The 23,221-nt window shown below is 39.3% G+C and carries 23 protein-coding genes; 5 read left to right on the forward strand and 18 right to left on the reverse strand.

The genetic code is table 11. The features are described from left to right. Positions 1-6 precede the first annotated feature (6 nt). The 9 genes from Gferi_RS11980 to Gferi_RS12020 form a co-directional block, all read right to left on the reverse strand. The gene (locus Gferi_RS11980; RefSeq protein ID WP_069976789.1) at positions 7-1,107 is read right to left on the reverse strand and encodes an acyl-CoA dehydratase activase-related protein; all 1,101 of its coding nucleotides are present in this window, start codon (positions 1,105-1,107) and stop codon (positions 7-9) included. Then, positions 1,064-2,101 carry an acyl-CoA dehydratase activase-related protein gene (locus Gferi_RS11985; protein WP_069976795.1) on the reverse strand — a complete coding sequence of 346 codons (1,038 nt, stop codon included), beginning with the start codon at positions 2,099-2,101 and terminating at the stop codon, positions 1,064-1,066. Before Gferi_RS11985 ends, Gferi_RS11980 begins: the two co-directional genes overlap by 44 nt. A 325-nt stretch (positions 2,102-2,426) precedes the next feature. Continuing rightward, the gene (locus Gferi_RS11990; RefSeq protein ID WP_069976797.1) at positions 2,427-3,374 is read right to left on the reverse strand and encodes a DMT family transporter; all 948 of its coding nucleotides are present in this window, start codon (positions 3,372-3,374) and stop codon (positions 2,427-2,429) included. A gap of 502 nt (positions 3,375-3,876) precedes the next feature. After that, positions 3,877-5,346, reverse strand: coding sequence for an aminotransferase class I/II-fold pyridoxal phosphate-dependent enzyme (locus Gferi_RS11995; RefSeq protein ID WP_069976799.1), 1,470 nt, complete (start codon positions 5,344-5,346; stop codon positions 3,877-3,879). A gap of 155 nt (positions 5,347-5,501) precedes the next feature. Continuing rightward, a complete protein-coding gene (locus tag Gferi_RS12000) occupies positions 5,502-6,323 on the reverse strand; it encodes a metallophosphoesterase (protein WP_069976801.1) in 822 nt (273 codons plus the stop codon). A gap of 24 nt (positions 6,324-6,347) precedes the next feature. Beyond that, entirely contained in the window at positions 6,348-6,965 is a 618-nt protein-coding gene (locus tag Gferi_RS12005; protein ID WP_069976803.1) for an NUDIX hydrolase, read from the reverse strand. Between the two features lie 108 nt (positions 6,966-7,073). Further along, positions 7,074-7,295: a small, acid-soluble spore protein, alpha/beta type gene (locus tag Gferi_RS12010; protein WP_069976805.1), complete on the reverse strand. Its 222-nt coding sequence runs from the start codon at positions 7,293-7,295 to the stop codon at positions 7,074-7,076. A 134-nt stretch (positions 7,296-7,429) separates the two neighbouring features. Beyond that, positions 7,430-8,542, reverse strand: coding sequence for a M20/M25/M40 family metallo-hydrolase (locus Gferi_RS12015; RefSeq protein WP_069976807.1), 1,113 nt, complete (start codon positions 8,540-8,542; stop codon positions 7,430-7,432). A gap of 136 nt (positions 8,543-8,678) precedes the next feature. Next, positions 8,679-10,241 (reverse strand): AbgT family transporter, encoded by a 1,563-nt coding sequence (locus tag Gferi_RS12020; RefSeq protein ID WP_069976809.1) that lies wholly within the window; start codon positions 10,239-10,241, stop codon positions 8,679-8,681. Between the two features lie 720 nt (positions 10,242-10,961). Here Gferi_RS12020 and Gferi_RS12030 point away from each other — a divergent pair. Next, the gene (locus tag Gferi_RS12030) at positions 10,962-11,420 is read left to right on the forward strand and encodes a DUF3189 family protein (protein ID WP_069976812.1); all 459 of its coding nucleotides are present in this window, start codon (positions 10,962-10,964) and stop codon (positions 11,418-11,420) included. A 4-nt stretch (positions 11,421-11,424) separates the two neighbouring features. Here the strand turns inward: Gferi_RS12030 and Gferi_RS12035 are convergent, their stop codons facing one another. Continuing rightward, positions 11,425-11,697 carry a metal-sensitive transcriptional regulator gene (locus Gferi_RS12035; protein WP_069976814.1) on the reverse strand — a complete coding sequence of 91 codons (273 nt, stop codon included), beginning with the start codon at positions 11,695-11,697 and terminating at the stop codon, positions 11,425-11,427. Between the two features lie 245 nt (positions 11,698-11,942). Here Gferi_RS12035 and Gferi_RS12040 point away from each other — a divergent pair, with 245 nt between their 5' ends. Next, entirely contained in the window at positions 11,943-13,157 is a 1,215-nt protein-coding gene (locus Gferi_RS12040; protein ID WP_069976816.1) for a phosphate ABC transporter substrate-binding protein PstS family protein, read from the forward strand. Positions 13,158-13,206: 49 nt separating this feature from the next. Here Gferi_RS12040 and Gferi_RS12045 read toward each other — a convergent pair whose 3' ends face one another. The 3 genes from Gferi_RS12045 to Gferi_RS12055 are packed head-to-tail and all read right to left on the reverse strand — an operon-like array spanning position 13,207 to position 15,594. Beyond that, positions 13,207-13,680 carry a DsrE/DsrF/DrsH-like family protein gene (locus Gferi_RS12045; RefSeq protein WP_069976818.1) on the reverse strand — a complete coding sequence of 158 codons (474 nt, stop codon included), beginning with the start codon at positions 13,678-13,680 and terminating at the stop codon, positions 13,207-13,209. A gap of 12 nt (positions 13,681-13,692) precedes the next feature. Further along, the gene (locus tag Gferi_RS12050) at positions 13,693-13,917 is read right to left on the reverse strand and encodes a sulfurtransferase TusA family protein (RefSeq protein ID WP_069976820.1); all 225 of its coding nucleotides are present in this window, start codon (positions 13,915-13,917) and stop codon (positions 13,693-13,695) included. 24 nt (positions 13,918-13,941) lie between these two features. Further along, positions 13,942-15,594, reverse strand: coding sequence for an FAD-dependent oxidoreductase (locus Gferi_RS12055; protein ID WP_069976822.1), 1,653 nt, complete (start codon positions 15,592-15,594; stop codon positions 13,942-13,944). 293 nt (positions 15,595-15,887) lie between these two features. On the opposite strand from Gferi_RS12055, the gene Gferi_RS12060 reads away from it, so the two are divergent. Further along, positions 15,888-16,799, forward strand: coding sequence for a putative nucleotide-diphospho-sugar transferase (locus Gferi_RS12060; RefSeq protein WP_069976824.1), 912 nt, complete (start codon positions 15,888-15,890; stop codon positions 16,797-16,799). A gap of 89 nt (positions 16,800-16,888) precedes the next feature. Here the strand turns inward: Gferi_RS12060 and Gferi_RS12065 are convergent, their stop codons facing one another. Then, entirely contained in the window at positions 16,889-17,275 is a 387-nt protein-coding gene (locus Gferi_RS12065; protein ID WP_069976826.1) for a hypothetical protein, read from the reverse strand. Between the two features lie 167 nt (positions 17,276-17,442). On the opposite strand from Gferi_RS12065, the gene Gferi_RS27610 reads away from it, so the two are divergent. Beyond that, positions 17,443-17,880 (forward strand): rhodanese-like domain-containing protein, encoded by a 438-nt coding sequence (locus Gferi_RS27610; RefSeq protein ID WP_083273522.1) that lies wholly within the window; start codon positions 17,443-17,445, stop codon positions 17,878-17,880. A 47-nt stretch (positions 17,881-17,927) separates the two neighbouring features. Here the strand turns inward: Gferi_RS27610 and Gferi_RS12075 are convergent, their stop codons facing one another. Next, entirely contained in the window at positions 17,928-18,278 is a 351-nt protein-coding gene (locus Gferi_RS12075; RefSeq protein WP_069976828.1) for a P-II family nitrogen regulator, read from the reverse strand. Positions 18,279-18,318: 40 nt separating this feature from the next. Continuing rightward, positions 18,319-19,566 carry an ammonium transporter gene (locus Gferi_RS12080; protein ID WP_069976830.1) on the reverse strand — a complete coding sequence of 416 codons (1,248 nt, stop codon included), beginning with the start codon at positions 19,564-19,566 and terminating at the stop codon, positions 18,319-18,321. Positions 19,567-20,068: 502 nt separating this feature from the next. On the opposite strand from Gferi_RS12080, the gene Gferi_RS12085 reads away from it, so the two are divergent. Next, positions 20,069-20,278: a DUF1657 domain-containing protein gene (locus Gferi_RS12085; protein ID WP_069976832.1), complete on the forward strand. Its 210-nt coding sequence runs from the start codon at positions 20,069-20,071 to the stop codon at positions 20,276-20,278. A 41-nt stretch (positions 20,279-20,319) separates the two neighbouring features. On the opposite strand, the gene Gferi_RS12090 is transcribed toward Gferi_RS12085, so the two are convergent. Further along, on the reverse strand, positions 20,320-21,336 hold the full coding sequence (locus Gferi_RS12090; RefSeq protein WP_069976834.1) for a M14 family zinc carboxypeptidase: 1,017 nt from the start codon (positions 21,334-21,336) through the stop codon (positions 20,320-20,322). A gap of 127 nt (positions 21,337-21,463) precedes the next feature. Continuing rightward, on the reverse strand, positions 21,464-23,041 hold the full coding sequence (locus Gferi_RS12095) for a hypothetical protein (protein ID WP_069976836.1): 1,578 nt from the start codon (positions 23,039-23,041) through the stop codon (positions 21,464-21,466). Positions 23,042-23,221 lie beyond the last annotated feature (180 nt).

A 23,221-nucleotide genomic window follows, 5' to 3' on the forward strand; every position in this document is an offset into this window, starting at 1 on the left:
CACTTTTTAGGATACTTTACTTAATTTGCTATTCTTAGAACTTCGGATTAAATCCAAAAATGCCTCTACCCGAGTCAGGTTGTTCGCAAGTCCTGTCTGTTCGTCTAAGGCAATGGTCAACACCGGCATTCCTGTATCTTCCGTCAGCTTTGGCATAATACTTTGAGAAACGAGTTCCGGCAAGCATCCGAAAGGCATCAGGTGTATAATCCCATCAAAGCCTTGATCATAATAGTCTACAATATGTCCCATGGTTTCCTGGGCATGTCCCCCGATCTGGATTTCAATATATCTTTCACCTTTTTGCTGAATAATGTGTTCCCGTGACTTGCTAAAAGGTCTTGGAATAATATTGTGTTCGATCCAGTGAGACAGGTAATGGCCCCTTCTGACCTCACACCCTAAGCTGCCTAGAGTTTCTTCCATCTTCATGTTCACCGTAGGCTCCATCACCACATAGATTTCTCCTACAATGCCAATCCGGATTTTTTGATCCTCCGGTACTTCCTTGATCAAGATTTCATCGATCCATTCTTGGGCTTGTATGCATGCCTGGGCCAATTCACCCTCTGTATATACATTCTCATAAAGCCTTTGAATTTTTTCCCAGGTTTTGCTGCAGCTTCCCTGCTGCACCTCATAGGCACGTTTCGTCTGCAGCTGCATTTCCAGCTCATCTACTTGATAAGCCATTTTATATACCAGTATAAAAATTTTCCAAAGCTTTATCCAAGAATTATTTCCTTTTAATCTCAAGATATTGCTTACTACTGACTTAAAATCCCTGCGAATAGAATCGAATACAATCAGGTCTACATTATACCCAAGATTTTGCAGGATCCGCTTATGCATTTCGCCGTAAAAGCCGGCACGGCAGGGCCCGTGTCCTCCCGATGTAAGAATTACTTCTGCTCCTTTTTCTACCGCCTCTAAGTAACTGCCCATGATTACTTTCATAGGAAAGCATGCAAATTCCGGGCTATGTTTTACCCCCAAATCAATGGTTCTTTGACTGGGCTTCGGCGGAGATATGGCTTCATGTCCCAGCATTTCCACCAGTTTTTTATAAACCAGCGTTGTTCCCATGTATGGAAAGGTTACTTTCATACTGTATTCCACCTCCCCTTTCTCGGTTCTTTCTTCGAATCATATCTACAAAAGCTTCCACCCTTGTTTGGAGATGGCTTTCTCCTGTATGTTCATCTACACGGACTGTCATAAACGGTTTATCATAGGCGCCAGAATCTAATTCCATCATTTTTCCAATCATGGAGTCAGGGCCACAACCAAAGGCTGTCACTTGAATAACACCATCTACCTCTGGATCATGGTAAAAATGGTAGCCTGCACCCAGAAGCTTGTTGCTGAAAGTCCAGAATAACTGTTTTTTCATAAACTGCAGACTTTTTAGCAATTGCTTCTCTTCAAGCATCTCGAAGGTAATAATTTTTACCCCTGATTCTTTTAATTTTTCAATAACGTTCATACTGACAAATTCATCATAGATATCATATACATATCCCATTAACCCGATGGTGACTACATCCTCATTATTCTTAGAAATTTCCTGTTTCAATGGCTCTCCTTCAAAGATTTTCAGCGCATCTGATAATACATATCCGTCCTTGCTGAGCTGTCTAAATTTCTGCCATGCCTTTTCAGCTTTGGCTAGCGCTCGCTGAAGCTCCCAAGAACTAATTCCCAGGACCCGTTTAACTTCTGCATAATATTTAGGATTTGAAATACTGTCATTATCAGACTGGATTTTGGGGCTCAGTATTTTGTCAGCCGCCCCTGGCACTGTATATTTAACCATATCAGGCAATCCCATAAATTTAGGACAAAAAAATTCATTTTTTGATATCGACACCATCCTTGGGATAAATATATAATCCACCTGATCAACAATACTTGCAACATGTCCAGCAAAAACTTTAATAGGCACACAAATTTCAGGAACAGAAACCTCAATGCCCTTATTGACGATCACCTTTGATGTAGGCCTGGAAACTACCGTTTCTACACTTAGCGCATCAAAGAAAGTCTTCCAAAACGGATAATAATAATAGTACAGCAAGGCTCTAGGGATGCCTACTTTCATCTTTTCCACTCCTCATCCAGTAATAGCGTAACAGCTGATTTCACTAATATTTATGACTGCTACAATCCTTTTATTCACTATGCTATCTTCAAATTATATTATTTTTTTATGGGATTAGCTAAGGTCGTTTTATGCGTTTTTTGACTTATTCTGTTTTAATTTTTACCTTTGGTGAAACCATATCCTTCCTTTGCTCATTCTCTCGATTTATAGTGTAAAAGCTTTGACTTTTATGTTTTTTTCAAAATATACCCCTTTTAATAAAAAATAACAACCTCTGAAAACAATTGTTCAGGGATTGTTATTTTTATTGTATTCTTTTCCCTTACACAGACTGTTCCTCTACAGCTGCTACAGCTGTTTCTTTGATCTCTTTTCTATTGACGATGGATAATCCAGCAAAAATCAGCAGGGCACCTGCACCCTGCAGAAGTTTAAAACTTTCCTGAAGCAGTATACCCCCACAAATAACAGACACAATTGGCGTTACGTTACTAAAAAGTGAGGTTTTTGTGCTCCCCACCTTTTCAATCCCCAGATTCCAGAACAAGGTGCCTGCTGCAATGGAAAGTGCGCCGGAATAAAACATTCCACCATAATTGATCATGGAGATACTTCTCCAATCCTGCGTACGCAGGGCTCCAGACCAAAATATTAACATGCATAGGGTTCCAACGCTGACTCCGTAAGTAGTCAACCTCAGAGCCGAATATTTATTCAGGTATTTTTTATTTATAACCGTATAAAAGGACCAGGTAATGGCATTGCCCATCATCATCAAATTCCCGTAGAAATATTGATCTACCAAACTGATACGGCTGCCGCTTCCTAAGATGATCAGGAGAATCCCTGCAAAGGAAGTTGCAATCCCTAAAGCAACTCTTTCGCTGATTTTTTCAATTTTGAGTATCCCATTTATAATCGCTGCAATCATAGGTACTCCTGCCATAATCAGAGAAGAGTTTCCTGCGGTTGTATTATTTACACCGATAATGAAAAAGGTTTGATTCACAAAATTACCAAACAATCCGATTACCAATATAGGAATTAAATCCTTCCTATGAACCCGCCAATCCTTTTCTATCCATAACAAAAGTACCCAACATACAACAGTAGCTACCACATACCTGGCTGCATTAAAAGCAAAGGGAGAAAATTCCCGCAGGCTTATTTTTACGACCGTTGGATTTATTCCCCAAATAATTACTGTAATCAACAGCAATAGATCTACCATTTGAAAGGACTTTTTCTTTTTCCCAAGAGATGGCTCCATATATTTTCCTCACTACTTGTATGAATATTTTGATCCTCTAAATAATTATATATAGATTTACAGAATTTCTCAATTTTTTCTTTCCGACAAAAAATTTTTTAAAAAAAAGAACACCTTATGTGTTCTTAGTCTTGAAGTTCTTCAAATGTCCACCCTTTTAGACTTAATTTCCATCGATAAATGCGTTCTTGCCATTTGGAGTTAAACTCCTTAACTTTAATATAGTACATACAGCCTTTGCGCAGTTTATACTTTTTAATCATTCTTTTCCCCCAAATCTATAACCGCTTTTCTACTGGTGCGTTGTCTGATGACTCTGCCTTGAATAATAGTATACAATAGATTTTCAAATCAATCAATAGAATTAACTGTTGATCATACAGCTAATTCTATTGATTGATTTACTTCTCTTTGCCATACATCTCTCAATCTTTTTGCAGAGGCCATTCTCTTCCCTTTTTATATACTAAGACCTCCATAGTTTCCTATGGAGGTCTTGATTTTATCGTGTGCCGCCAACACCCAGCACCTTAATATGCTCTGCATAAGGGTCCTCTGTACCCTGCAACAAACTTTCTTCTTGTTTCAGAAGCTTAATATACTCAATCATTTCCTTTGTAATCTTTTCACCGGGCGTAACAATCGGAATTCCCGGCGGATAGGCCATAATAGACTCTCCGCTGATCTCTCCTACTGCTTCTTCTAAAAGCACTACTCTTTTTTCACTATAATATGCATCCCTCGGTGATACAATAATATCCGGATTCTTCAAAATCCCCTTTGTCAGCTTAACTTCTTCACTTTTTCGGTATTTTACAGCAATCTCCCTCATGGCAGCTACCAGCGCCCCCAAAGATTCCTGGGTATCCCCGAGACTGACAATCGCCAATACATTATATAAATCCCCCAGCTCGGTTTGAATGTTGTATTCATCCCGTAAAATATCATATACTTCAAGGCCTGTCAGGCCAAGATTTCTTACATTGATCCCTAGCTTCGTTTCGTCAAAATCAAATACTCCGGGAGTACCAATTAACTCTTTTCCAAAGGCATAACACCCATCAATCTTATTGATTTCCTCTCTAGCCCAGCGGCTGAGTTTAAGCACCTCCGCAAGCATTTCTCCGCCCTTTGTAACCAAAAGCTTCCTGGCTACGTCAATACTTCCCATCAGTAAATAGGATGCACTGGTGGTCTGTGTTAAATTTAGCGTTGTTTTTACCGCCTTTGCATCTACGATACCTTCACGCAGCAGAAGCAGGGAGCTCTGGGTCAGTGATCCTCCAGTCTTATGGGTACTGACGGCACACATATCTGCGCCTAGCGCAATCGCATCATCCGGCAGCTCTGCATGAAAATTTAAATGGGCTCCATGGGCAGCATCTACCAGTACCGTCATCCCATATTTATGGGCAGTCTTAACAATAGATTTTACATCGGATATGGCGCCATAATAAGTTGGATGGATTAAAAAGATTGCCTTTGCGTCAGGATGTCTGGCAATCGCCTTTTCTACGCTCTCCAGACTTACTCCCATTGCAATTCCAAGTTCTTCATTTACCTCTGGCTGTATATATACAGGACTCGCTCCACTTAAAATAAGTGCAGTTACTGCTGATTTATGTGCATTTCTAGGAAGGATGATCTTGTCTCCAGGTTCACACACACTCATTACCATAGCCTGAACCCCTGCTGTTGTACCATTTACCAAGAAAAAACCATGATCTGCATAATAAGCATCTGCGGCCAGTTCTTCTGCATCTCGAATGACACCAATAGGATTGCTAAGATTATCCAGATCCTTCATGGAGTTAACGTCCAACTCCAACATTGCACTGCCAAAATATTCTACCAGCTCCGGAATCCCTTTCCCGTGCTTATGACCGGGAACGTCAAAAGGAACCACATTCTTCCTGTGGTATGCCTTCATGGCTTCAAATAAAGGAGCCTTGTTATGATCTAATCTTCTCATAATGATCACGTCCTTCCTTTGTTCTTTCTTACTGTATAATTATCCAAATGGAATGCATGTACATTGCCAATAGATATATTAAAAACTATTTTTCCTAGAATTGCAATAGTTATTTTTATTTATCCGACATGGATAAATTCTCCATGCTTTTCGCCCTATATATCCTGACCTTCTATGGTCAGCAGGCTCATTTGACTCCGATTAAAAGTCCTGATTGGAATCATCCGCGTACCTAAGCCGCTGTCGATGTAAAGCAGCTGTTTTTCTCGCAATAGATATAATCCTTTATTATATTTGGGAAAAAACCCATCTCCGGAGGATACCAGCGCACCAATAAAAGGCAAACGAATCTGCCCCCCATGGGTATGGCCGCTTAAAATCAAATCCACCGGAATTTTAGGATAGCGTTTAATAATTTTAGGTGAATGGGCCAAGAGAATGGTGAACTTCTCTATATTAATTCCATTCAATGCCTTATCTAACTTCTCACGCCTTGTATGGGGGTCATCTACGCCGCATAGATTGATCTGAAGACCTTCTTTTTTAATCACTTTATTGCGATTATTGAGCACATGAATGCCTCTGTTAGAAATCTCCTGTACAAAAATATACCCTTCTATATTTTTCCGGTCGTGGTTTCCACAGACAAAGTAGACAGGATACTGTCTCTCAATCAGCTCATCTAAAAAATCATAAACCGGCTGAAAATTTTTTGTATTGACATCAATAATATCTCCTGTTAGCACAATCAAATCAGGATCTGCACTTCCTACCAGCCTTATAATCCTTTTATAGCCATCGGAAAACCGTTTGCCATGCACGTCAGAAATCTGAAGGATGCGGAATACTCCCCCTTTAGAAAATTTAGATGTAGCAATCGTAACATAGTTGAGCTTTGTAAAATTTGCCTGGGCATAAAAATAAGCAATGATTGTGGCCAGTATCAGCAGTATTATGAACGGAATATAATTTTTCATTTTTTATACAACTTCCTTTTATTTTTAATCAAATAGGGAGGGCTTATGCGGATCATCTAGAAATTCAAACATCTTATAAATTTGACACTGGGTATTTCGATCTAATGACAGCTCTGGCAATTCATTTTTTCCAAAGAATTTTACATCGCTGGTTTCCATGCCTGCTTTTGGCGCTCCGCCTGTAATTTCACACTGTATAAATATTTTGTAAATGTGATAAGGGGATGGCGGATGGGGATGGTTCTTTTTATCCATTACAGCCAATAGACGTAAAGCCTTTACTGCATAGCCTGCTTCCTCCAAAACCTCTTTGACTGCCACTTCCGCCGGACTCAACCCGATATCCGCCCAGCCACCGGGCAAAGACCAGCATCCATCAATATTTTCTTGTACCATAAGAATTTTATTCTCTTGAAAAATTACGCCCCGTACATCTACCTTAGGGGTTTGATACCCTGTTTCGTTGGCAAACAGCTCTCTGACCTGCTCCATTTCCATATCTGAAAAAAGAGCCATCATTTCAATACTTATGTCTCTCAAGGCTTCATAGCGTTCTATATCATAGCTGTTATTTGCATAGGTGAGCCCTGATTGAGCAAGGGCTTGAATCTTCTTAGCAATCTCTATCCATGGATATTTCATTTTCTTTTCCCCCTGTTCTTTAATCCTTTATAACTATAGTATATGCGAATATACACAAAAGACAAGGCATGTGCTAACCTTGTCTTTCAACTTTTGCTTATTAAAATATTATTTCTGTCGAGTAAGCTGCTGTTCACCCATTTCGATGAGTCTCCTGGTCATCTGCCCGCCAATCTTGCCGCCATAGATCCCACCATAGTGTCCGATACTGCGGGAAGGCAAATCCCCTGTATCCAGCTGACTGCCATCGACACCCAGTTCAGCAGCCATTTCTTCCTTTAGCTGCTCCAAAGCTTCCTGTGCATTTCCAAAAACTGTTCTTCTGCTCATTCTAGTTCCCTCACTTTTAAACAGAGTCTATTATTATTGTTTGTACAGCTTAGATGTTCATGTGAGGAAAATTAAGGATGATGAAATACATCAGCTTCTTATACTCATATATTTTATTCAATACCTATACTTCATTATTCTACTGTCTCAATAATGGACAATACTAATCTTGCAGAATTCACTAAATCATCTATTTTTAAATGCTCTTCCAAGGTATGGGGTTTTCGCTCACCGATTCCTAAGTTCACTGCCTTGATACCGTTGCCATTTAAGATGTTGGTATCGCTTCCGCCTCCGCTAGAATCCGTAAAAGCATTAATTCCCATCTTCGCACAAGCCTTCTTTACCAGCTTTACGATCTCGTCCTTTTCATCTACCACAAAGGCACCGTACATCCGCTCTGTTTCAATCTCAGCTTTCGCAGAAAATTCTTCTGCTGCCTCTTTGAAACAAGCTACCATATGTGCAGTCTGTTGATCCAGCTTCTCATCATTTAGGCTTCGGGCTTCTGCTTTGATTTCTACTTCCGGACATACGATATTGGTAACCTGACCGCCTTGAATCACACCAATATTGGCAGTAGTTTCCTCATCAATTCTTAGGAGCTTCATTCTATTGATTGCCGCAGCAGCCACCTGAATCGCACTCACACCTTCTTCCGGAGCAACGCCCGCATGAGCAGGTTTCCCAATAACTTTTACATTGATTTTATCCTGTGCCGGCCCTTTGACAATAATTTGTCCTGGATCTCCACCGCTATCCAATACAAAAGCTAACTTTGATTCAATTTTACTATAATCTAAATTTTTGGCTCCAAAAAGTCCCCCTTCTTCTGCGATGCTGAAGGCTACCTCGATATCTCCATGGGTCAAATTATTTTCTTTAATCACTCTAAGGGCTTCTATAACCGCTGCAATTCCTGCTTTATTGTCTCCACCTAAAATCGTAGTTCCGTCACTATAAATAACATCCTCTTTAATAACAGGCTTAATCCCCTGCCCTGGCGTTACAGTATCCATATGGCAGCTAAAGAGTATGGATGGCGCACTTTTCGTTCCTTTTAGTCTCCCAATCACATTTCCTGTATCGCCGCCGATTTTTTCTCCAGCATCATCTACATACACGTCCAGTCCGATGGCCTTTAGTTCTTCAGCAATAAATTTCGCAAAATTGCCTTCCTTTTTTGTTAAGCTGTTAATCTGTACATACTTCAAAAACTCTCCCACAATACGTTCCCTATTGATCATAACTTTCCCTCCATTTTCGTATATCTTTGTGCATATTCTTTCCTATTCTCTAAGGTTTTATTTTTCCCTTCTTTATCATAAATATTTTCATCTTCTATATGTAAGTAAAGGCACCCTTGGGTGCCTTTGTTGAAGTTTATTGAAGGAACATTGTCACACCTGGTCCTAATTGCCATCCTAAGAAATACCAAGCAACCAACAGGATTGACCATCCAAGCAGGAATACAATAGAGTAAGGAACCATCGTAGAGATCAGGGTTCCGATTCCCGCCTCTTCATCGTATTTCTCTGCAAATGCTACGATTACTGCAAAGTAAGACATTAATGGGGAAATAATATTTGTTGTAGAATCACCAATTCTGTAAGCTACCTGCGTAAACTCTGGTGAATATCCTACAGCCATCAACATCGGTACAAATACCGGCGCCATAATCGCCCATTTCGCAGAAGCAGATCCGATAAACAGGTTGATAAAAGCAGATACGATGATGAATCCAATGATTAATGGGAATCCTGTCATCCCTGTTGCCTTTAAGAAATCCGCACCTTTAACCGCTAAGATTGTTCCAAGTTTTGTATATCCAAAATAAGATACGAACTGTGCTGCCGCAAAGGCTAATACAAGGTATCCGCCCATTGTGCTCATGGCTTTACCCATAGCAGCTGCAATATCCTTGTCATTCTTAACGGTTTTAGCAAAAATACCGTAAACAATACCAGGAATTAAGAAGAATAACGCAATGATGGGTACGATTCCATCCATAAACGGAGAATGTCCTAAAATTGTACCAGCCTCAGGGTCTCTTAAGATTCCGTTAGCAGGTACTACCATTGCAGCGATTGCAACAACATACAGTAATAATGCAACACCTGCTGCAGCTAAACCTTTTTTCTCTTCACTTGTTAAATTGTGTAAATCTACCTTCGCACTTCCTTTATATTCTCCCAGTCGTGGTTCAACAATTTTTTCTGTGATCAGCGTACCTAAAATTGTAATCAAGAATGTAGATGCAATCATAAAATACCAGTTCGCAGTTGCAGCCACTGTATACCCGGGGCTGAACAGTTTTGCAGCCTCTGTACTGATTCCCCCTAGCAGCGGATCTATCGTTCCTACGAGCAGATTGGCACTAAATCCTCCTGATACCCCTGCAAATGCTGCTGCAAGTCCCGCCAGCGGGTGTCGTCCAAAGCTTAAGAAAACAATAGCTCCCAGCGGTACCAATACTACATACCCTGCATCCGATGCTACATTGGACATAACCCCTGCAAATACAACCACTGCAGTAATTAATCCCTTCGGTGTACTTAAAACAAGCTTTCTTAAAGCAGCTTGAATTAATCCAGTTCCCTCAGCTACCCCAACACCTAACATCGCTACCAATACGGTTCCCAAAGGCGCAAAACCGGTAAAGTTTGATACGGCCTTAGAAAACATATATCGGATTCCATCTGCATTTAGCAGACTGATGGCCTGTACTGTTGTTAATTTCACTTCTTTCGTAGCTGCGTCAACCATAGTAAATTCAACGAAAACACCTGCACGTGCAGCTAAATCTGAAATAATAATTACAGCAATACTGAACAGTACGAAAAGTGTTACTGGATGCGGCAGTTTATTTCCTACCTTTTCAATCATATTAAGAAAAACATTAAAAAGTCCTTTTTTCTTTGTGTTCTGTACTTTTACTTTTTCCATTCTTTTTTCCTCCTTCTTCTAATATTTTAATGAATAATGCTAAAATTGCTTTCAAGCTACATGGACCCATTTCTGCATATTTATGAATTCTCAATGAAATTTTATGCAGTTTTCCTCTTTTAGGAAAACGGTATCCGCAAGCTGCATGTACTATACATAATAGCATAATAGCCCTTTTAAGTGTATTAAGTTTTTGTAATCCTATTTTTGAATAAATATTCTTAATCTTTAAACTTTTCTATCCATATTCCTGCCTGCCTCTATAGGTCCATCCCCTTAGGGTTCAGAATATTATAAGATAGAAGGAGGTGTATTTATGACAATGACAACAAATAAGATATTTTCAGGTGACAGTCTATTATTCTTTTTCTTACTATTAATACTCATCCTTAAAGATACATCTTATTGCACAGAGCATCCAACAACCTTTTTATTATTTTTCCTCATCTTAGTGCTACTGCTCACACCATACGGATTATAGCACAAAAATAAGGATGCTGGGGTTCAGCATCCTTTCATAGTCATGTACTATGAGATGAAGTGGTATAAAAATATGATTGGGTAATTTTATTGTAGCATATTTCTTTTTACACATGGGATTTGTAATCATTTCTTAAAATGAATGTAATTCTCGTAATCTAGTAAAAAATTTGATAAAGTATAGAATTTTCACCCTAAGTAAACAATATAGAAGACTGCCTAGGAAAGGAATGAATATCCTTGTACATTATTTATCATGATATTGGTGGCACTCATGGTCCTAGCATAGCTGCAGCAATTCATTTAAATGAACTGCCCTCTGACGAAATTCCCGGAAAAACTGAAATCGAAAAGCTCATTTTATCTGAGCGGTTCAGAACTGATTCGGAAGGGCGGTTAGTCTTTCATGGAAAAGATCATTATGGCCATCAAATATTTTCTTTTGCCCGTCGCTATGCACCTTCTATGTTTCTGAATGCCTTTAGCAGTATTATGACGATCACCAAGAAAGATCCCAAAGATCTACTTTACATAGATACGATGCCATTTGCAAACACCCAGATGATTATTGGAGGCAGCTATGCCAGAAGAGCCGGACTTGCATCCCTCGGGAGGCCCCTTCTCATCCTGGGCATTCTTCAAGCTTACCCTCAATTATCTTCTCTTGTATGGAAAACACAACTGAAGCTCGAGCCGTAATCTTTTATTTTACATATTTTACAATGGTATTTAATACCTTCTCTACTTTCTCTTTGCTCACCGATTCGCCTTCTTCTATATTGATCAAGCATTCCTTGGCGTGTTCCTCCATAATCACCAGGCCTACTTTATGAATGGATGCCTTAATGGCACCAATCTGAAGCAACACCTCATCACATGACTTATCTTCTTCTATCATTTTTTCAATCCCAGAAATATGTCCTTTAATCGTCCTCAAACGATTAATGACATCCTTTTTTGCTTGCTCTCTCGACATATCTCAAATACCTCCTCAAATAACATCCTATCATTCTATTCTTATTTTGCCACAAAGACCTGCTTTCAAAAAGCACTAATTCACAGCTATGAAGAATATTACTAATTTTTGTTAAACTATAGTAAATTATGTTAAAACTCTGGCAAGTCTATTTTCCTTAGATTTTGTATGAATTATAATACTTTTTAGAAGGACAGACAACAAAGAATTCGTTCTTCAAAAATAAAAATTTAGGGGGAAATTTCATGAAAAAAATGATCAGCAGATTGTTGGTTTTTGCTATGATCATCGCAGTATGTACACCTTTTTCCGCAGTCTTTGCAGCTGAAACAAAGATTGTCCTTGCAGGCTCCACCTCCGTACAGCCTCTTGCTGAAGAATTAGCAGCTGCCTATATGCAAAAAAATAAAGATATCAAGATTGAAGTACAGGGCGGAGGATCCAGTGTAGGCGTAAAATCCGCAGCAGATGGAATTGCTGACATTGGTATGTCTTCAAGAGAATTGACTACAAGTGAAAAAGGACTTCATGAATTTGAAATTGCATTGGACGGAATCGCAGTGGTGGTAAACCCATCCAATAAAACCAGTGATTTGACAATGGACCAGGTAAAAAAGATCTTTGTTGGTGAAATTACCAACTGGAAAGAAGTTGGCGGTGCCGATAAACCGATCGTAGTCGTATCCAGAGAGCAAGGTTCCGGTACAAGAGGCGCTTTTATTGAAATTACAGGCATACAAGGCAAAGATGCCAGCGGTAAAACAGTAGACAACACAACCAACAAAGCGATCACACAGCCTTCTACTGGTGCCGTAAAACAAACTGTTGCTGTAACACCGGAATCTATCGGTTATGTATCTTTAGGTGCAATGGATACCACTGTGAAAGCTTTAAAAATCGCTGGGGTAGAGGCTACAGAAGCCAACATCAAAGCAAAAAAATATGGCATCTATAGACCTTTCTTGCTCCTAACAAAATCTGCCCCATCCGGTGCTGTAAAACAATTTATTGACTTTATCCTCAGTGCGGAGGGACAAAAGATTGTAGGGAAAGACTACATAACCGTTAAAGAAGCCTCACAAATAGAAGCCCCTAAATCTCAAGCACCCACCGAGATCACTGTAATGGTAAATGGAAAAAAAGTAGCATTCGATGCAAAGCCTATGAATGACAACGGAAGAGTACTGGTGCCTGTGAGAGCCATCCTGGAAGCCCTTGGCGTAAAGCTTGACTGGGATGCAAAAGCACAAACAGTAACAGCTACAAAATCTAATTCTAAAGTTGTATTAACCATCGGCAAAACGACTGCCACAAAGGACGGTAAGTCCATCCAACTAGATGTACCGGCAAAAATCGTAACCGGTGGCAGAACGGTAGTACCTGTTCGTTTTATTAGTGAAGCTTTTGGAGCAAATGTAGATTGGAATGCTGCAACACAAACCATCACCATCACACAATAGTTTTTATACAGAAAAAGGGATATTCTTGAGAACATCCCTTTTCTTTTTATTAGATAAACAAATTAACATTGGCCTCGTCTGCTTCACCTAAATAGCTGGCTACCCCTGCAAGCTCAATTCCTTCGATTAATTCCTCTTCCTTAATGCCCATTACATCCATGGACATCGTGCAGGCAATCATTCTAACTCCCATCATCTGGGCGCTCTCGATTAATTCTGGCAGGCTGCTGACATTTTTCTTTTTCATAATATTTTTCATCATAGCAGTTCCCATTCCTCCAAAGTTCATCTTTGAAAGGCCTAACTTTTCAGCACCCCGTGGCATCATCCAGCCAAATAATCTTTCCATAAAATCCTTCTTAACTTTTATCTTTTTTGCCTTCCGCAGCGTATTTAATCCCCAAAAGGTAAAAAACATGGTAACCTCATTACCCATGGCAGCTGCACCGTTGGCAATAATCAAGCTGGCCATTACCTTATCCATATCTCCACTGAATACGATAATCGTCTTTTTGTCTGTCATGTAACCACCCTCTTACTTTTTCAATATTTTTGCAGATATCTCTGTTTCTCCCTCGTTTAACTCCAGCAGTGTATTGCCTGTTTTTTTGCACCATGCCTGTATATCTTTTGCAAATCCCCTATCCGTTACCTTTACGAGGATCACATCTCCAGCTTGTGCCTCCTTAGCCGTCTTAAACACTTGCATAATTGGGCCGGGACATTGCAATCCTTTACAATTTAATATAATTTCTGCCATGATTTAAATCTCCCTTCACCTTTTTTATTCTAATTCAAATGGATAGACACGGACACCGCCATCTAAAATCTTCACCTTTTTAAATCCCAGCCCTTTAAGTGTGAGATAGGATAAATATGCATTTTTCCCAATCTTGCAGACTAACACGATTTCTTTGTCTGGGTTTAACTCCCGGGCTCGAAACTTAAGCTCTCCTCCCGGGATATTTATGGCTCCCGGAATCGTACCGATGGTATAAGAACCTTCATCTCTTGTGTCTACTACCTGTACCGACTCCAGTCTATTTTTTAATTCTATGGGGGAGATGCTTTCCAGCTTTCCCTTTAACTTGTTGACTACAACATTAGCAGCTACAATTGTTGAAGCCATCGCCATAGAAAATGGCGGCGCATAAGCCAAATCCAGCTTTTCAATATCCTCTACCTTCGCACCGAAGCTAATGGCTGTTGCCAAAATATCAATGGGTTTATCTACAACACCCTCTCCAATAACCTGTGCTCCTAAGATTTTGTGCGTTTCCTGATCTACAATCAGCTTGGTAATGATTTCCCTGTATCCGGGATAATAATGGGCTCGATCATTGGCGGGTACAATAGCTGTTATCACTGGATAACCTGCCTTTTTAGCATCTCTTTCTGACAAACCGGTCTTCCCTGCATTTAACTTGAACAGCTTAACAATTGTAGTCCCTAATACCCCCGGCAATATTTCTTTCCCTGTGTCCATTAGATTAACAGCGGCAACTCTGCCCATTTTATTTGCAGTAGAGCCCATGGGAATCCATGCAGGTCTGCCAGTAACCAGATGCAAGGTTTCTGCACAGTCTCCAATAGCGTAAATGTCTGGAACACTCGTTTTCATTGATTTATCTACCTTTATGGCACCGGTGCTTCCTACTTCTATACCAGCTTCCCTAGCCAGGCTTACATTAGGCCGAACCCCTACAGATAGAACCACTAAATCAGCTTCTATTTCTCTTTGATCCGTAATGACGCGGCAAACTTTTCCTTTGCAGTCCTCTAATGCAGTAACTTTCTCCTCCGTAAATATATTTACACCCATCTCTTGCATATAGTTTTGTGCATACAACGCCATTTCTTCATCGAAGGGCGGCAAAATATGGGGTGCTAATTCTACAACAGATACTTCAATATCTCTTTCTCTTAAATTCTCCGCTACTTCAAGACCGATAAATCCTCCGCCTACGATCACTGCTTTTTTTACACTGCCCTGATCTACGGATTCTCGAATGGAAACAGCATCAGCAATCGTTCTGAGTGTATACACACCTTCTAAATCCTTACCCTGTATGGGGGGAACAAAAGGTGAGGCTCCGGTTGCAATCACCAGCTTATCATAGTAAAAAAGTTTTTCCTCCTCCGTTATTAAACTCTTTATGTTTGCAGTTTTTTCCTGTGGATTGATCTTTGTTGCTTCATGCATGATCCATACATCTACCCCTGTAACTGCCTTAAAATCCCCTGGTGTCTTAACTACCAACTCTTTTCTGTCTTCAATCAAGCTTCCTATGAAATAGGGTAGGCCACAGCCGGCATAAGAAATGTCTTGATCTTTTGTAACGATCACCACATCAGCCTCTGAATTTTCTCTTTTCATTTTGGCAGCTGCCTTTGTTCCAGCTGCTACTGCTCCGATGACGAGAATACGCTCTTTCATTCTCTTCTTCCTTTCTTTTCCCTCCCCCTATGGGTGGGGTATTTCTATTTATATCTTATGTGTTTTTAAATAAAATGTCAATAAAAATTATTGGAAAATTCAATGCTTTTTTAGAACCCTGCTGTAAGAGGAATGCTTTTCATACCAGGAGACTTTAACACAATGCCAAGCTTATACATATGCTAAAGTGAGAAAAGATTTATGGTTGAATATAAGGAGGATAATCGATCATGTATCATCAGGAAGTTCAACACCGCTTGGAGGACGGAATTAAAAGAAGGAGGTGGGTATAGTTGAAAAATGCTTTTTGTACGATTTTAAGCAGGTATAAACTGTATCAGGGAATCGCTTTATATCAATCATTGCTTTATAATACAAAAGATTTTAAGATATACATCCTATGTATGGATGATGATGTATATGCTATATGCAATCAGCTGAATTTGTACAATGCCATATTGGTTCACGTAAAAGATCTGGAAAACAGCTCACTAACTTTAATGAAAAATGAAAGAGCGTTAAATGAATACTGCTGGACGCTTAAACCTATTTTTATCAAATATCTTTTAGAACAACGCAATCTAGGTGAACACCTTACCTATACAGATGCAGATATGTGTTTTTTTAATGACCCAGCACCAATCTATGAAAAAAATACAGAGTATACTGTAATGCTTTCCCCCCACGATTTTTCAAAAGGGAGTAGAGAGATAGAGCTTATATGCGGTAAATATAATTCCGGCTTTATCGTATTTAGAAATAATAAGTCCAGCAAAAAAGTCCTCACCTGGTGGCAGCATAAATGCATGGAGTGGTGTTATGACAGGGTAGATGGCGGTAATTTCGGAGATCAAAAATATCTCGATTTGATGCCCAGATCCTTTGAGAAAATTTTCCGAATCAATACACCGGGTGTAAATATAGCCCCCTGGAACGAGCAAAAGTATAATTTTCGTCGACGGGATGGCAAAGTCTATATTAATAATCACAAATTGATCTGTTATCATTTTTCTGGACTTAGAATTATAGATAAAGGAAAATTTGCCCTTATTCTTGGAAATAAGAAAGTAGATGAGTTGATTTATCTACCCTATATCCATATTTTAAAAGATGTTATTGAGAAAATCGAAAAAATTGCGCCTGATTTCAATGGTTTTTATATTGAAGATAAATATAGGGATAGCGCTGTTTATTTTAACATATAATGCATGATAAGCTGGCTCTTTACAAAGAAAAAGCATAAACAAGTTTAAAAATCCTATAACTTGTTTATGCTTTTATTCAGCACATTATTCTAATAGTAAGGATAGGGATAGGGAGATGGGTATGGATAGGGTGTCGGATAAGGATATATTCTTCTTCTTCTTAATAGCTCTCCAATTAAAATAACTCCGATAAGATTTCTCAATGGATTTCTTTGTGCGGCATAATATTCATCCTCAGGCATATAGCTTTCTCTGCTTTGACTCCCTAAGGTTTCTGTATGATAGGCATCATAAACTTCTTCAATCATTTGATCTACTACTTCCTTGCTTGGCAAGCCATACAGCGTGGTACCATTAGGGCGGTCTACTCTTTGACATACCCTTTTGACGTGGATATTCAAATCATGATAGATTTGAGGATATAGACTTTCTGCTGCCTGTTCATATTGATTTGTATAATACATATTGTTATACATATTGGTGCCCTCCTTATTGTACCCAATTTTTAATTCACTTCATCATATGTCACTCTACTTGTACTGCGTGCATGGTCCTAGGGATTTTCCCTGAATATTTCAGTAATAAAACTGATTTAGTGCAAATATATTAGTAGTACGAGACAAGGTGATGAGGTGATATCGGTATGTTAAGAATCTTCGTTTTCAAAAGACGGACCTTATACATCGCCTTGACTGTGCTCTTACTGCTTGTGCTAGGTATTGCAGCAGTTGTTGCACTGTCAGGCTCTGATGAAACTTTCTCAGAAACCATTAAGTATGCCTATAAGAAGATTTCTGCTGAGCAAGCAAAGGTACTTATGGAAAAGAATCCAGATCTGATGGTTTTTGATGTTCGCGATGAAAAAGAGTATTTACAGGGTCATCTTCCGCAAGCAACGTTGATTTCCCAGAAAGAACTTAAGAAAAAAATAACTGCCTTTGATCAGGAAAAAGTCTATATGATCTACGCTAAAAATGATAAGACCAGTGCAAAAGCTGCAGAAATTCTCAGTAATAATGGTTTTTCCAAGGTTTACGTTTTGAATGGCGGCATTGAACAATGGCCTTATGAAATTGAATGACCCTCATTTTTTCATCAAAAAAGACTAGGCCTCCCTAGTCTTTTTTACTATATTGCATCAGCACCTTCTTCTCCTGTCCTAATTCGAATTGCATTGGCAATCTCATAGACAAATATTTTACCGTCTCCGATATTTCCTGTATTTAAAACTCTCCGTGCAGTTTCTACCACTTTTTCTACAGGCACCTCACAGACAACAATCTCTACCTTTACCTTCGGCAGTAGGTCTACTGTAAAGGGTACCCCTCTATAACTTTCTGTTTTTCCTTTCTGCATTCCTGAACCTAGTACTTGGGTCACCGTCATCCCCGTTACTCCAATTTCATTTAAGGCCTCTTTCAATTCTTCAAACTTTCCGGACCTTCCAATAATATCAATTTTCGTTAATTTTTCACTCATTTTAAATCCCCCTCTTTTTTATTTTATCAATCCTTTTATTCTAAGAGGGTATCTGAATCCCCTTCATTTGGAAATCTGCATAACTGTCGATACCATGTTCTTCAATGTCTAACCCGATTTGCTCTTCCGATGCGGTTACTCTTAAGCCAACAACAGCATCAATGGCTTTAAACAATACATAGGTTGTTGTGAGAGTCCATAAGGCTACTGCAGCTACACCAATCAACTGTATCGTTAGCAATTCTGCCCCCCCGCCAAACAATAACCCTCCTTCGGTTGCGAATAATCCTACACAGATCGTTCCAAGGGCTCCACATACACCATGAACACCAATAGCACCTACCGGATCATCTATTTTTAAAACCTTATCAATAAACTCTATAGCATATACAATCACGACTCCTGCTAAAGCTCCGATTATTGCTGCGCTTCCAGGGCCTACAGCGTCAGTGCCTGCCGTAATCGCCACCAGACCGCCCAATGCACCATTTAGCGTCATACTCACATCAGGTTTGCCATATTTAAACCAAGTCACAACCATGGTCACAGCAGCTGCGGCTGCGGCAGATAGATTGGTCGTTACAAATATGTGGGCAATGCCTTCTGCATCCATGCCCGACAAGGTTGAGCCAGGATTAAACCCAAACCAACCAAACCATAGGATAAATACCCCCAAGGCACCTAGTGTTAAGCTATGTCCTGCAATGGCATTACTCTTTCCATCCTTCGTGTATTTACCAATACGTGGTCCTACAATCCATGCACCCATCAGGGCTGCCCATCCACCAATAGAATGGACTGCGGTAGAACCAGCAAAATCATGGAAACCTCTTTCAGCTAACCAGCCGCCACCCCAGATCCAATGACCAGCAATAGGGTAGACTAATGCACTAATGATAAAACTAAAAATAAGGTAAGATATGAATTTTGTCCGCTCTGCTACAGCTCCCGATACAATCGTGGCTGCAGTGGCACAAAATACTGTTTGAAAGATCAGGAAAGCCTCTTTTGGAATTCCTAACCCAAGGTGTTCATAGCTTCCTTGTGAAAATAAATCAATTTGCCCAATCCATCCACCCAAATCATTATTAAACATAATGCCAAATCCTAAAATCCAAAACATAATCGTACCTACAGAAAAGTCCATTAGATTTTTCATAATAATATTACCTGCGTTTTTGGCCCGGGTAAATCCAGTTTCCACCATAGCAAAGCCTGCTTGCATGAAGAACACCAATGCTGTTGCAAGTAAAACCCATACCGTATCGATCGCCATACCATATTCCATAATTAAATCCTCCTTTTTTATTATCACATTCTATCCGCCACAATGCTTTTTCTGGTCTGCCTCAAGTTTCTGCCCCATCTGCTCTCACCTCACTTCTCTTATTAGACAAATATCAGCATATTGTATAATGTATACACCCTTATTTTGTTATATTTTCTTTGTTTTACCAGTAGATGTATCCCATCTATCGCTGTATCAAAGATTGGCCCACTGCGTTATCTTACAGTTTTTGGACAAAAGGTCTTTTTATCCCTACTGCTAAGCAAGCAATGGTCTATTTGATTTAAATATAAAGTCATTTTAGCACAGCATCACTTTAATGTAAATATAGTTTGAATATTTAAAATCATTAGAAAACGTTTCTTTTTCAATTTTTTTGCAATAACTTTTTTTAAACTTTCATTAACATGATGATTTTAAAAAGCAAAGGTTTTCCAAAGAATATTCTATAATTAGACTTGGTATACTATTTTTGATACACAGTTAAAAAGGAGGTTTTTCTATGACAACAAAGAACAAATTAGAACAGGCGCTGACGAGCGCAAAAGGATTAGCTACCGATTTAAAAACTTTTTCCATGGATACAGATGATCAACAAGCAAAACAAATGTTCACACAGTTATCTACTACAGTGGATAATGTAACACAGATGCTTCAAAGCAGACTAGAATTTGTTAAGAGCGAAGAGCCCCAATATAGACAGCAGCAGTAACCTTAAAAAATCTCTGACCCTGGCCAGAGATTTTTTCATACTTATTTTATTTTTTTTGCTTCCTTGGCTAAGTAAGGTATCACCTTCCGATTCTCCCGAACAAACTGATTTATATCTTTGACGCTAATCTCATCATAGCGTTTATCCCCAATTTCGATCGTATAACCTGGCCTTTTATAAGCTTTTACAAACCAATCTTTAAAGCCTGCAGCAACCTCATCACTATCTTGTTCCTTTACTAATTTATATCCAGTAATCCATCTAAGTCTCCGAGCGATCCGCAAGTCTCGCCGATAATTTGCTCCCTCTTGGTGGTAATACCAGAAGATCACGGAGCCACTTAGATGATAGGCGGCTGTAATATCAAAGTCCTCTTTCTGTGTCAATGCTGCCAAGGCTTGACTCTCTGGCTGATCCAGATAATTTTCCCCTTTGTAATTTTCAAAAGAAGGTGCTTCTTTACTGTCTGTTGCCACCCAATCCGCATTAAACTGACGGTTTAAATCTACCCCAGCAATATTGGCTTTCCACCTTGAAAAATCCTTGAGATTTTCATTCATGTGAAGCAAAGGTACAAGGTCCCGATCACCTACTCCGTTCAGTACCAAATCTACACCATCTGGATTCAACATGGGAACAAAGGTAATTGTGGTATCCTGAAGCATCTTTTTAATATTGTATGCACCAACTCTCTTTCCAGCTTGTCCAGTGTCTAGATAAAGCTCTAGAAGATTCATAAGTAAATAGGAGGTCATCCATTCTCTTGCATGTACACTCCCTACTACAAGAAGCTTCTGTTCTCCTTTTCCAATGGTCACAGCATAAAGCGCTCTGCCTTCCAGAGAGTTTCCAATAGAGGTATAGGATACTGCATCCTCATATTTTTCCTTTAATGCCTTTAGATCTTTTTCCATCTCATCGTAATCATATTTTAATTTTTCGACTACGATCTTATCTTGCTCTTTCCTAATCCTATTCTTCGTTGCATAGCTGGATTCACAGCCGAGTGCTGATACCGCCACCGAAACTGCAATCATTAGCAAAAAAATTTTTTGCAAGAAAATCACCTCTTATAGCTATTATATGCAACTACAAAATTTTTCTATCGAAAACATACGATTATATATTGGATAAATTATAAATTTTAAAATGACCAAAGGCACACCCTTCGGTGTGCCTTTCCTTTTAATATCCTGGTGGCGGAGTGGCCTTTAACGGCATTGCTACACTTCCCGTTTTCGCATCAATATGAAGAATCCAATATCCATAATCCCCCAGATTTGGCTCTTTATCTTGCATAGAGTGCCAATAAACAAAACCCGTCATTCCTTCATAAGGTTGTTCACTCAAGGCAAATTTTCCAGGAACTCCGTAAACAAAATAGGTTGGTTCATCATTCTCATCAGCCTTTAAACCAAAAATATAATGTTGATACTTATAGATCAAATCTGGATAGCCTGTCATATAATTCATATAAGGATAATAGGTATACATATTGGAAATATATCCGTAGAAAGGTGGGAATCCCCGCTGCATTGTCTGTGGACTGCTTTCAATTTTCCACCATTGATATCCCTCTAAATTGTTCTCAAAAGGTTCAGCCTTTTCATAGTGTTTGAGTACATTTTTCACGTAATTGACAGCCATCTTAAAATTTTGCTGGTTGTATTGCTGTGATGACTTTCCTCTATAATATTTCATCTGCTCTGATTCCAGATTCTGATATTGGTTGAAGATCCCTTTTTGCCGTGGTGGTATGGGAGGCGTTTCTCCCTTTGGATCTTCTTCTGGAATTTGATCCTTTGCAGCTTCCTCTCCTTCCTCTATTGTTTTCATTTCTTCTACATCTACACTTCTATCTTTCATTTCCTCTATAGGTTTTTCAAATATGGATTCTGTAGGCGTTTTATCTTCTAATACCCTTATATTCTCTTTTTCTATATTTACGGCCTCCACTTTATCTACAGATTCTTCCACCACCTCACCCTTCAGGGCTGCATTCTCCTTTGCCGCCAATATTTCCACTGGAATCTCGTCCTCGATCATATTTTTTTCCTCTGATTCTTCGGTCTTCTCCGGTTCCTGCAGATTCACTTCTATCTTTGCTGCCTCTACTTCCTCTAATATCATTTCTTCCCTTAGCGCTTTAGACTCCTCTACTTCCGGTATTTCTGCCGTATCTGCTTCAAGTACCGCAGCTTTTTCCATTGTTTCTTCGCTCTTTTCCGGCAATATTGATTCTTCCTGTACCGCTGCTTGGAATTCCTCTTTTACTGGCTCGCTATCTACCTCTCTTACCTCTTGTTTTTGGGAAGATGCAATCTCAATAAAGGCATTTTTCCAAGGCGCCTTTTTTTTATCAACGTAACCTACCAAAGGTGCTGTAACTGTCTCCGACGATGTTCCTAATTTTTCCCCTACAATAGCAATGATTTTAAATGCATCGATGGAGTTCCCTTTTCCGTCCACATTTTCAGGATCAAAACGCCAGGTTAATTCCCCTTTTCCCTGTTGATCGATAACAATACTGCCGGTGTCTGCATAGATGGGATGATTTCCTGCGATACCTACCAGATATCCTCTATATATATAGGGTGCCTTCTCATCGTATTTAAGGTTTTGTACAAAGTGACTAAGTACGCCTTTTCCATTCTTTATCTCTATTTTCGTATATCCCTTAGGGCTCTTTCCCGGTTTATTGTCAAAGCCGCTATCTTCTCGATCCAGTATGATGAAATATCTTCGATATCGCTTGTAATCCACAGTACCCTCCCCCTTTTTTCATTCATTATTAATATATGTCTACAATTATAAATAGTTTACTTTTTGGCAAAAAAAATAAGCCTATTTATAGACCCAAGCTGTTAATGCAGTTATATTTTGAGATGAACCCCTCATAAGCTTCCGATTCGCCACTTGACAAAGGTCACTTTTTTCAATTGT

The organism is Geosporobacter ferrireducens, from assembly GCF_001750685.1.
Taxonomy (GTDB): Bacteria; Bacillota; Clostridia; order Peptostreptococcales; family Thermotaleaceae; genus Geosporobacter; species Geosporobacter ferrireducens.

Excerpts from the sequence above, each read along its gene's own strand:
- Gferi_RS11980 (WP_069976789.1), bottom strand. The coding sequence starts at position 1,107 with ATGAAAGTAACCTTTCCATACATGGGAACAACGCTGGTTTATAAAAAA.
- Gferi_RS11985 (WP_069976795.1), bottom strand. The coding sequence starts at position 2,101 with ATGAAAGTAGGCATCCCTAGAGCCTTGCTGTACTATTATTATTATCCG.
- Gferi_RS11990 (WP_069976797.1), bottom strand. The coding sequence starts at position 3,374 with ATGGAGCCATCTCTTGGGAAAAAGAAAAAGTCCTTTCAAATGGTAGAT.
- Gferi_RS11995 (WP_069976799.1), bottom strand. The coding sequence starts at position 5,346 with ATGAGAAGATTAGATCATAACAAGGCTCCTTTATTTGAAGCCATGAAG.
- Gferi_RS12000 (WP_069976801.1), bottom strand. The coding sequence starts at position 6,323 with ATGAAAAATTATATTCCGTTCATAATACTGCTGATACTGGCCACAATC.
- Gferi_RS12005 (WP_069976803.1), bottom strand. The coding sequence starts at position 6,965 with ATGAAATATCCATGGATAGAGATTGCTAAGAAGATTCAAGCCCTTGCT.
- Gferi_RS12010 (WP_069976805.1), bottom strand. The coding sequence starts at position 7,295 with ATGAGCAGAAGAACAGTTTTTGGAAATGCACAGGAAGCTTTGGAGCAG.
- Gferi_RS12015 (WP_069976807.1), bottom strand. The coding sequence starts at position 8,542 with ATGATCAATAGGGAACGTATTGTGGGAGAGTTTTTGAAGTATGTACAG.
- Gferi_RS12020 (WP_069976809.1), bottom strand. The coding sequence starts at position 10,241 with ATGGAAAAAGTAAAAGTACAGAACACAAAGAAAAAAGGACTTTTTAAT.
- Gferi_RS12035 (WP_069976814.1), bottom strand. The coding sequence starts at position 11,697 with ATGTCGAGAGAGCAAGCAAAAAAGGATGTCATTAATCGTTTGAGGACG.
- Gferi_RS12040 (WP_069976816.1), top strand. The coding sequence starts at position 11,943 with ATGAAAAAAATGATCAGCAGATTGTTGGTTTTTGCTATGATCATCGCA.
- Gferi_RS12045 (WP_069976818.1), bottom strand. The coding sequence starts at position 13,680 with ATGACAGACAAAAAGACGATTATCGTATTCAGTGGAGATATGGATAAG.
- Gferi_RS12050 (WP_069976820.1), bottom strand. The coding sequence starts at position 13,917 with ATGGCAGAAATTATATTAAATTGTAAAGGATTGCAATGTCCCGGCCCA.
- Gferi_RS12055 (WP_069976822.1), bottom strand. The coding sequence starts at position 15,594 with ATGAAAGAGCGTATTCTCGTCATCGGAGCAGTAGCAGCTGGAACAAAG.
- Gferi_RS12065 (WP_069976826.1), bottom strand. The coding sequence starts at position 17,275 with ATGTATAACAATATGTATTATACAAATCAATATGAACAGGCAGCAGAA.
- Gferi_RS27610 (WP_083273522.1), top strand. The coding sequence starts at position 17,443 with ATGTTAAGAATCTTCGTTTTCAAAAGACGGACCTTATACATCGCCTTG.
- Gferi_RS12075 (WP_069976828.1), bottom strand. The coding sequence starts at position 18,278 with ATGAGTGAAAAATTAACGAAAATTGATATTATTGGAAGGTCCGGAAAG.
- Gferi_RS12080 (WP_069976830.1), bottom strand. The coding sequence starts at position 19,566 with ATGGAATATGGTATGGCGATCGATACGGTATGGGTTTTACTTGCAACA.
- Gferi_RS12085 (WP_069976832.1), top strand. The coding sequence starts at position 20,069 with ATGACAACAAAGAACAAATTAGAACAGGCGCTGACGAGCGCAAAAGGA.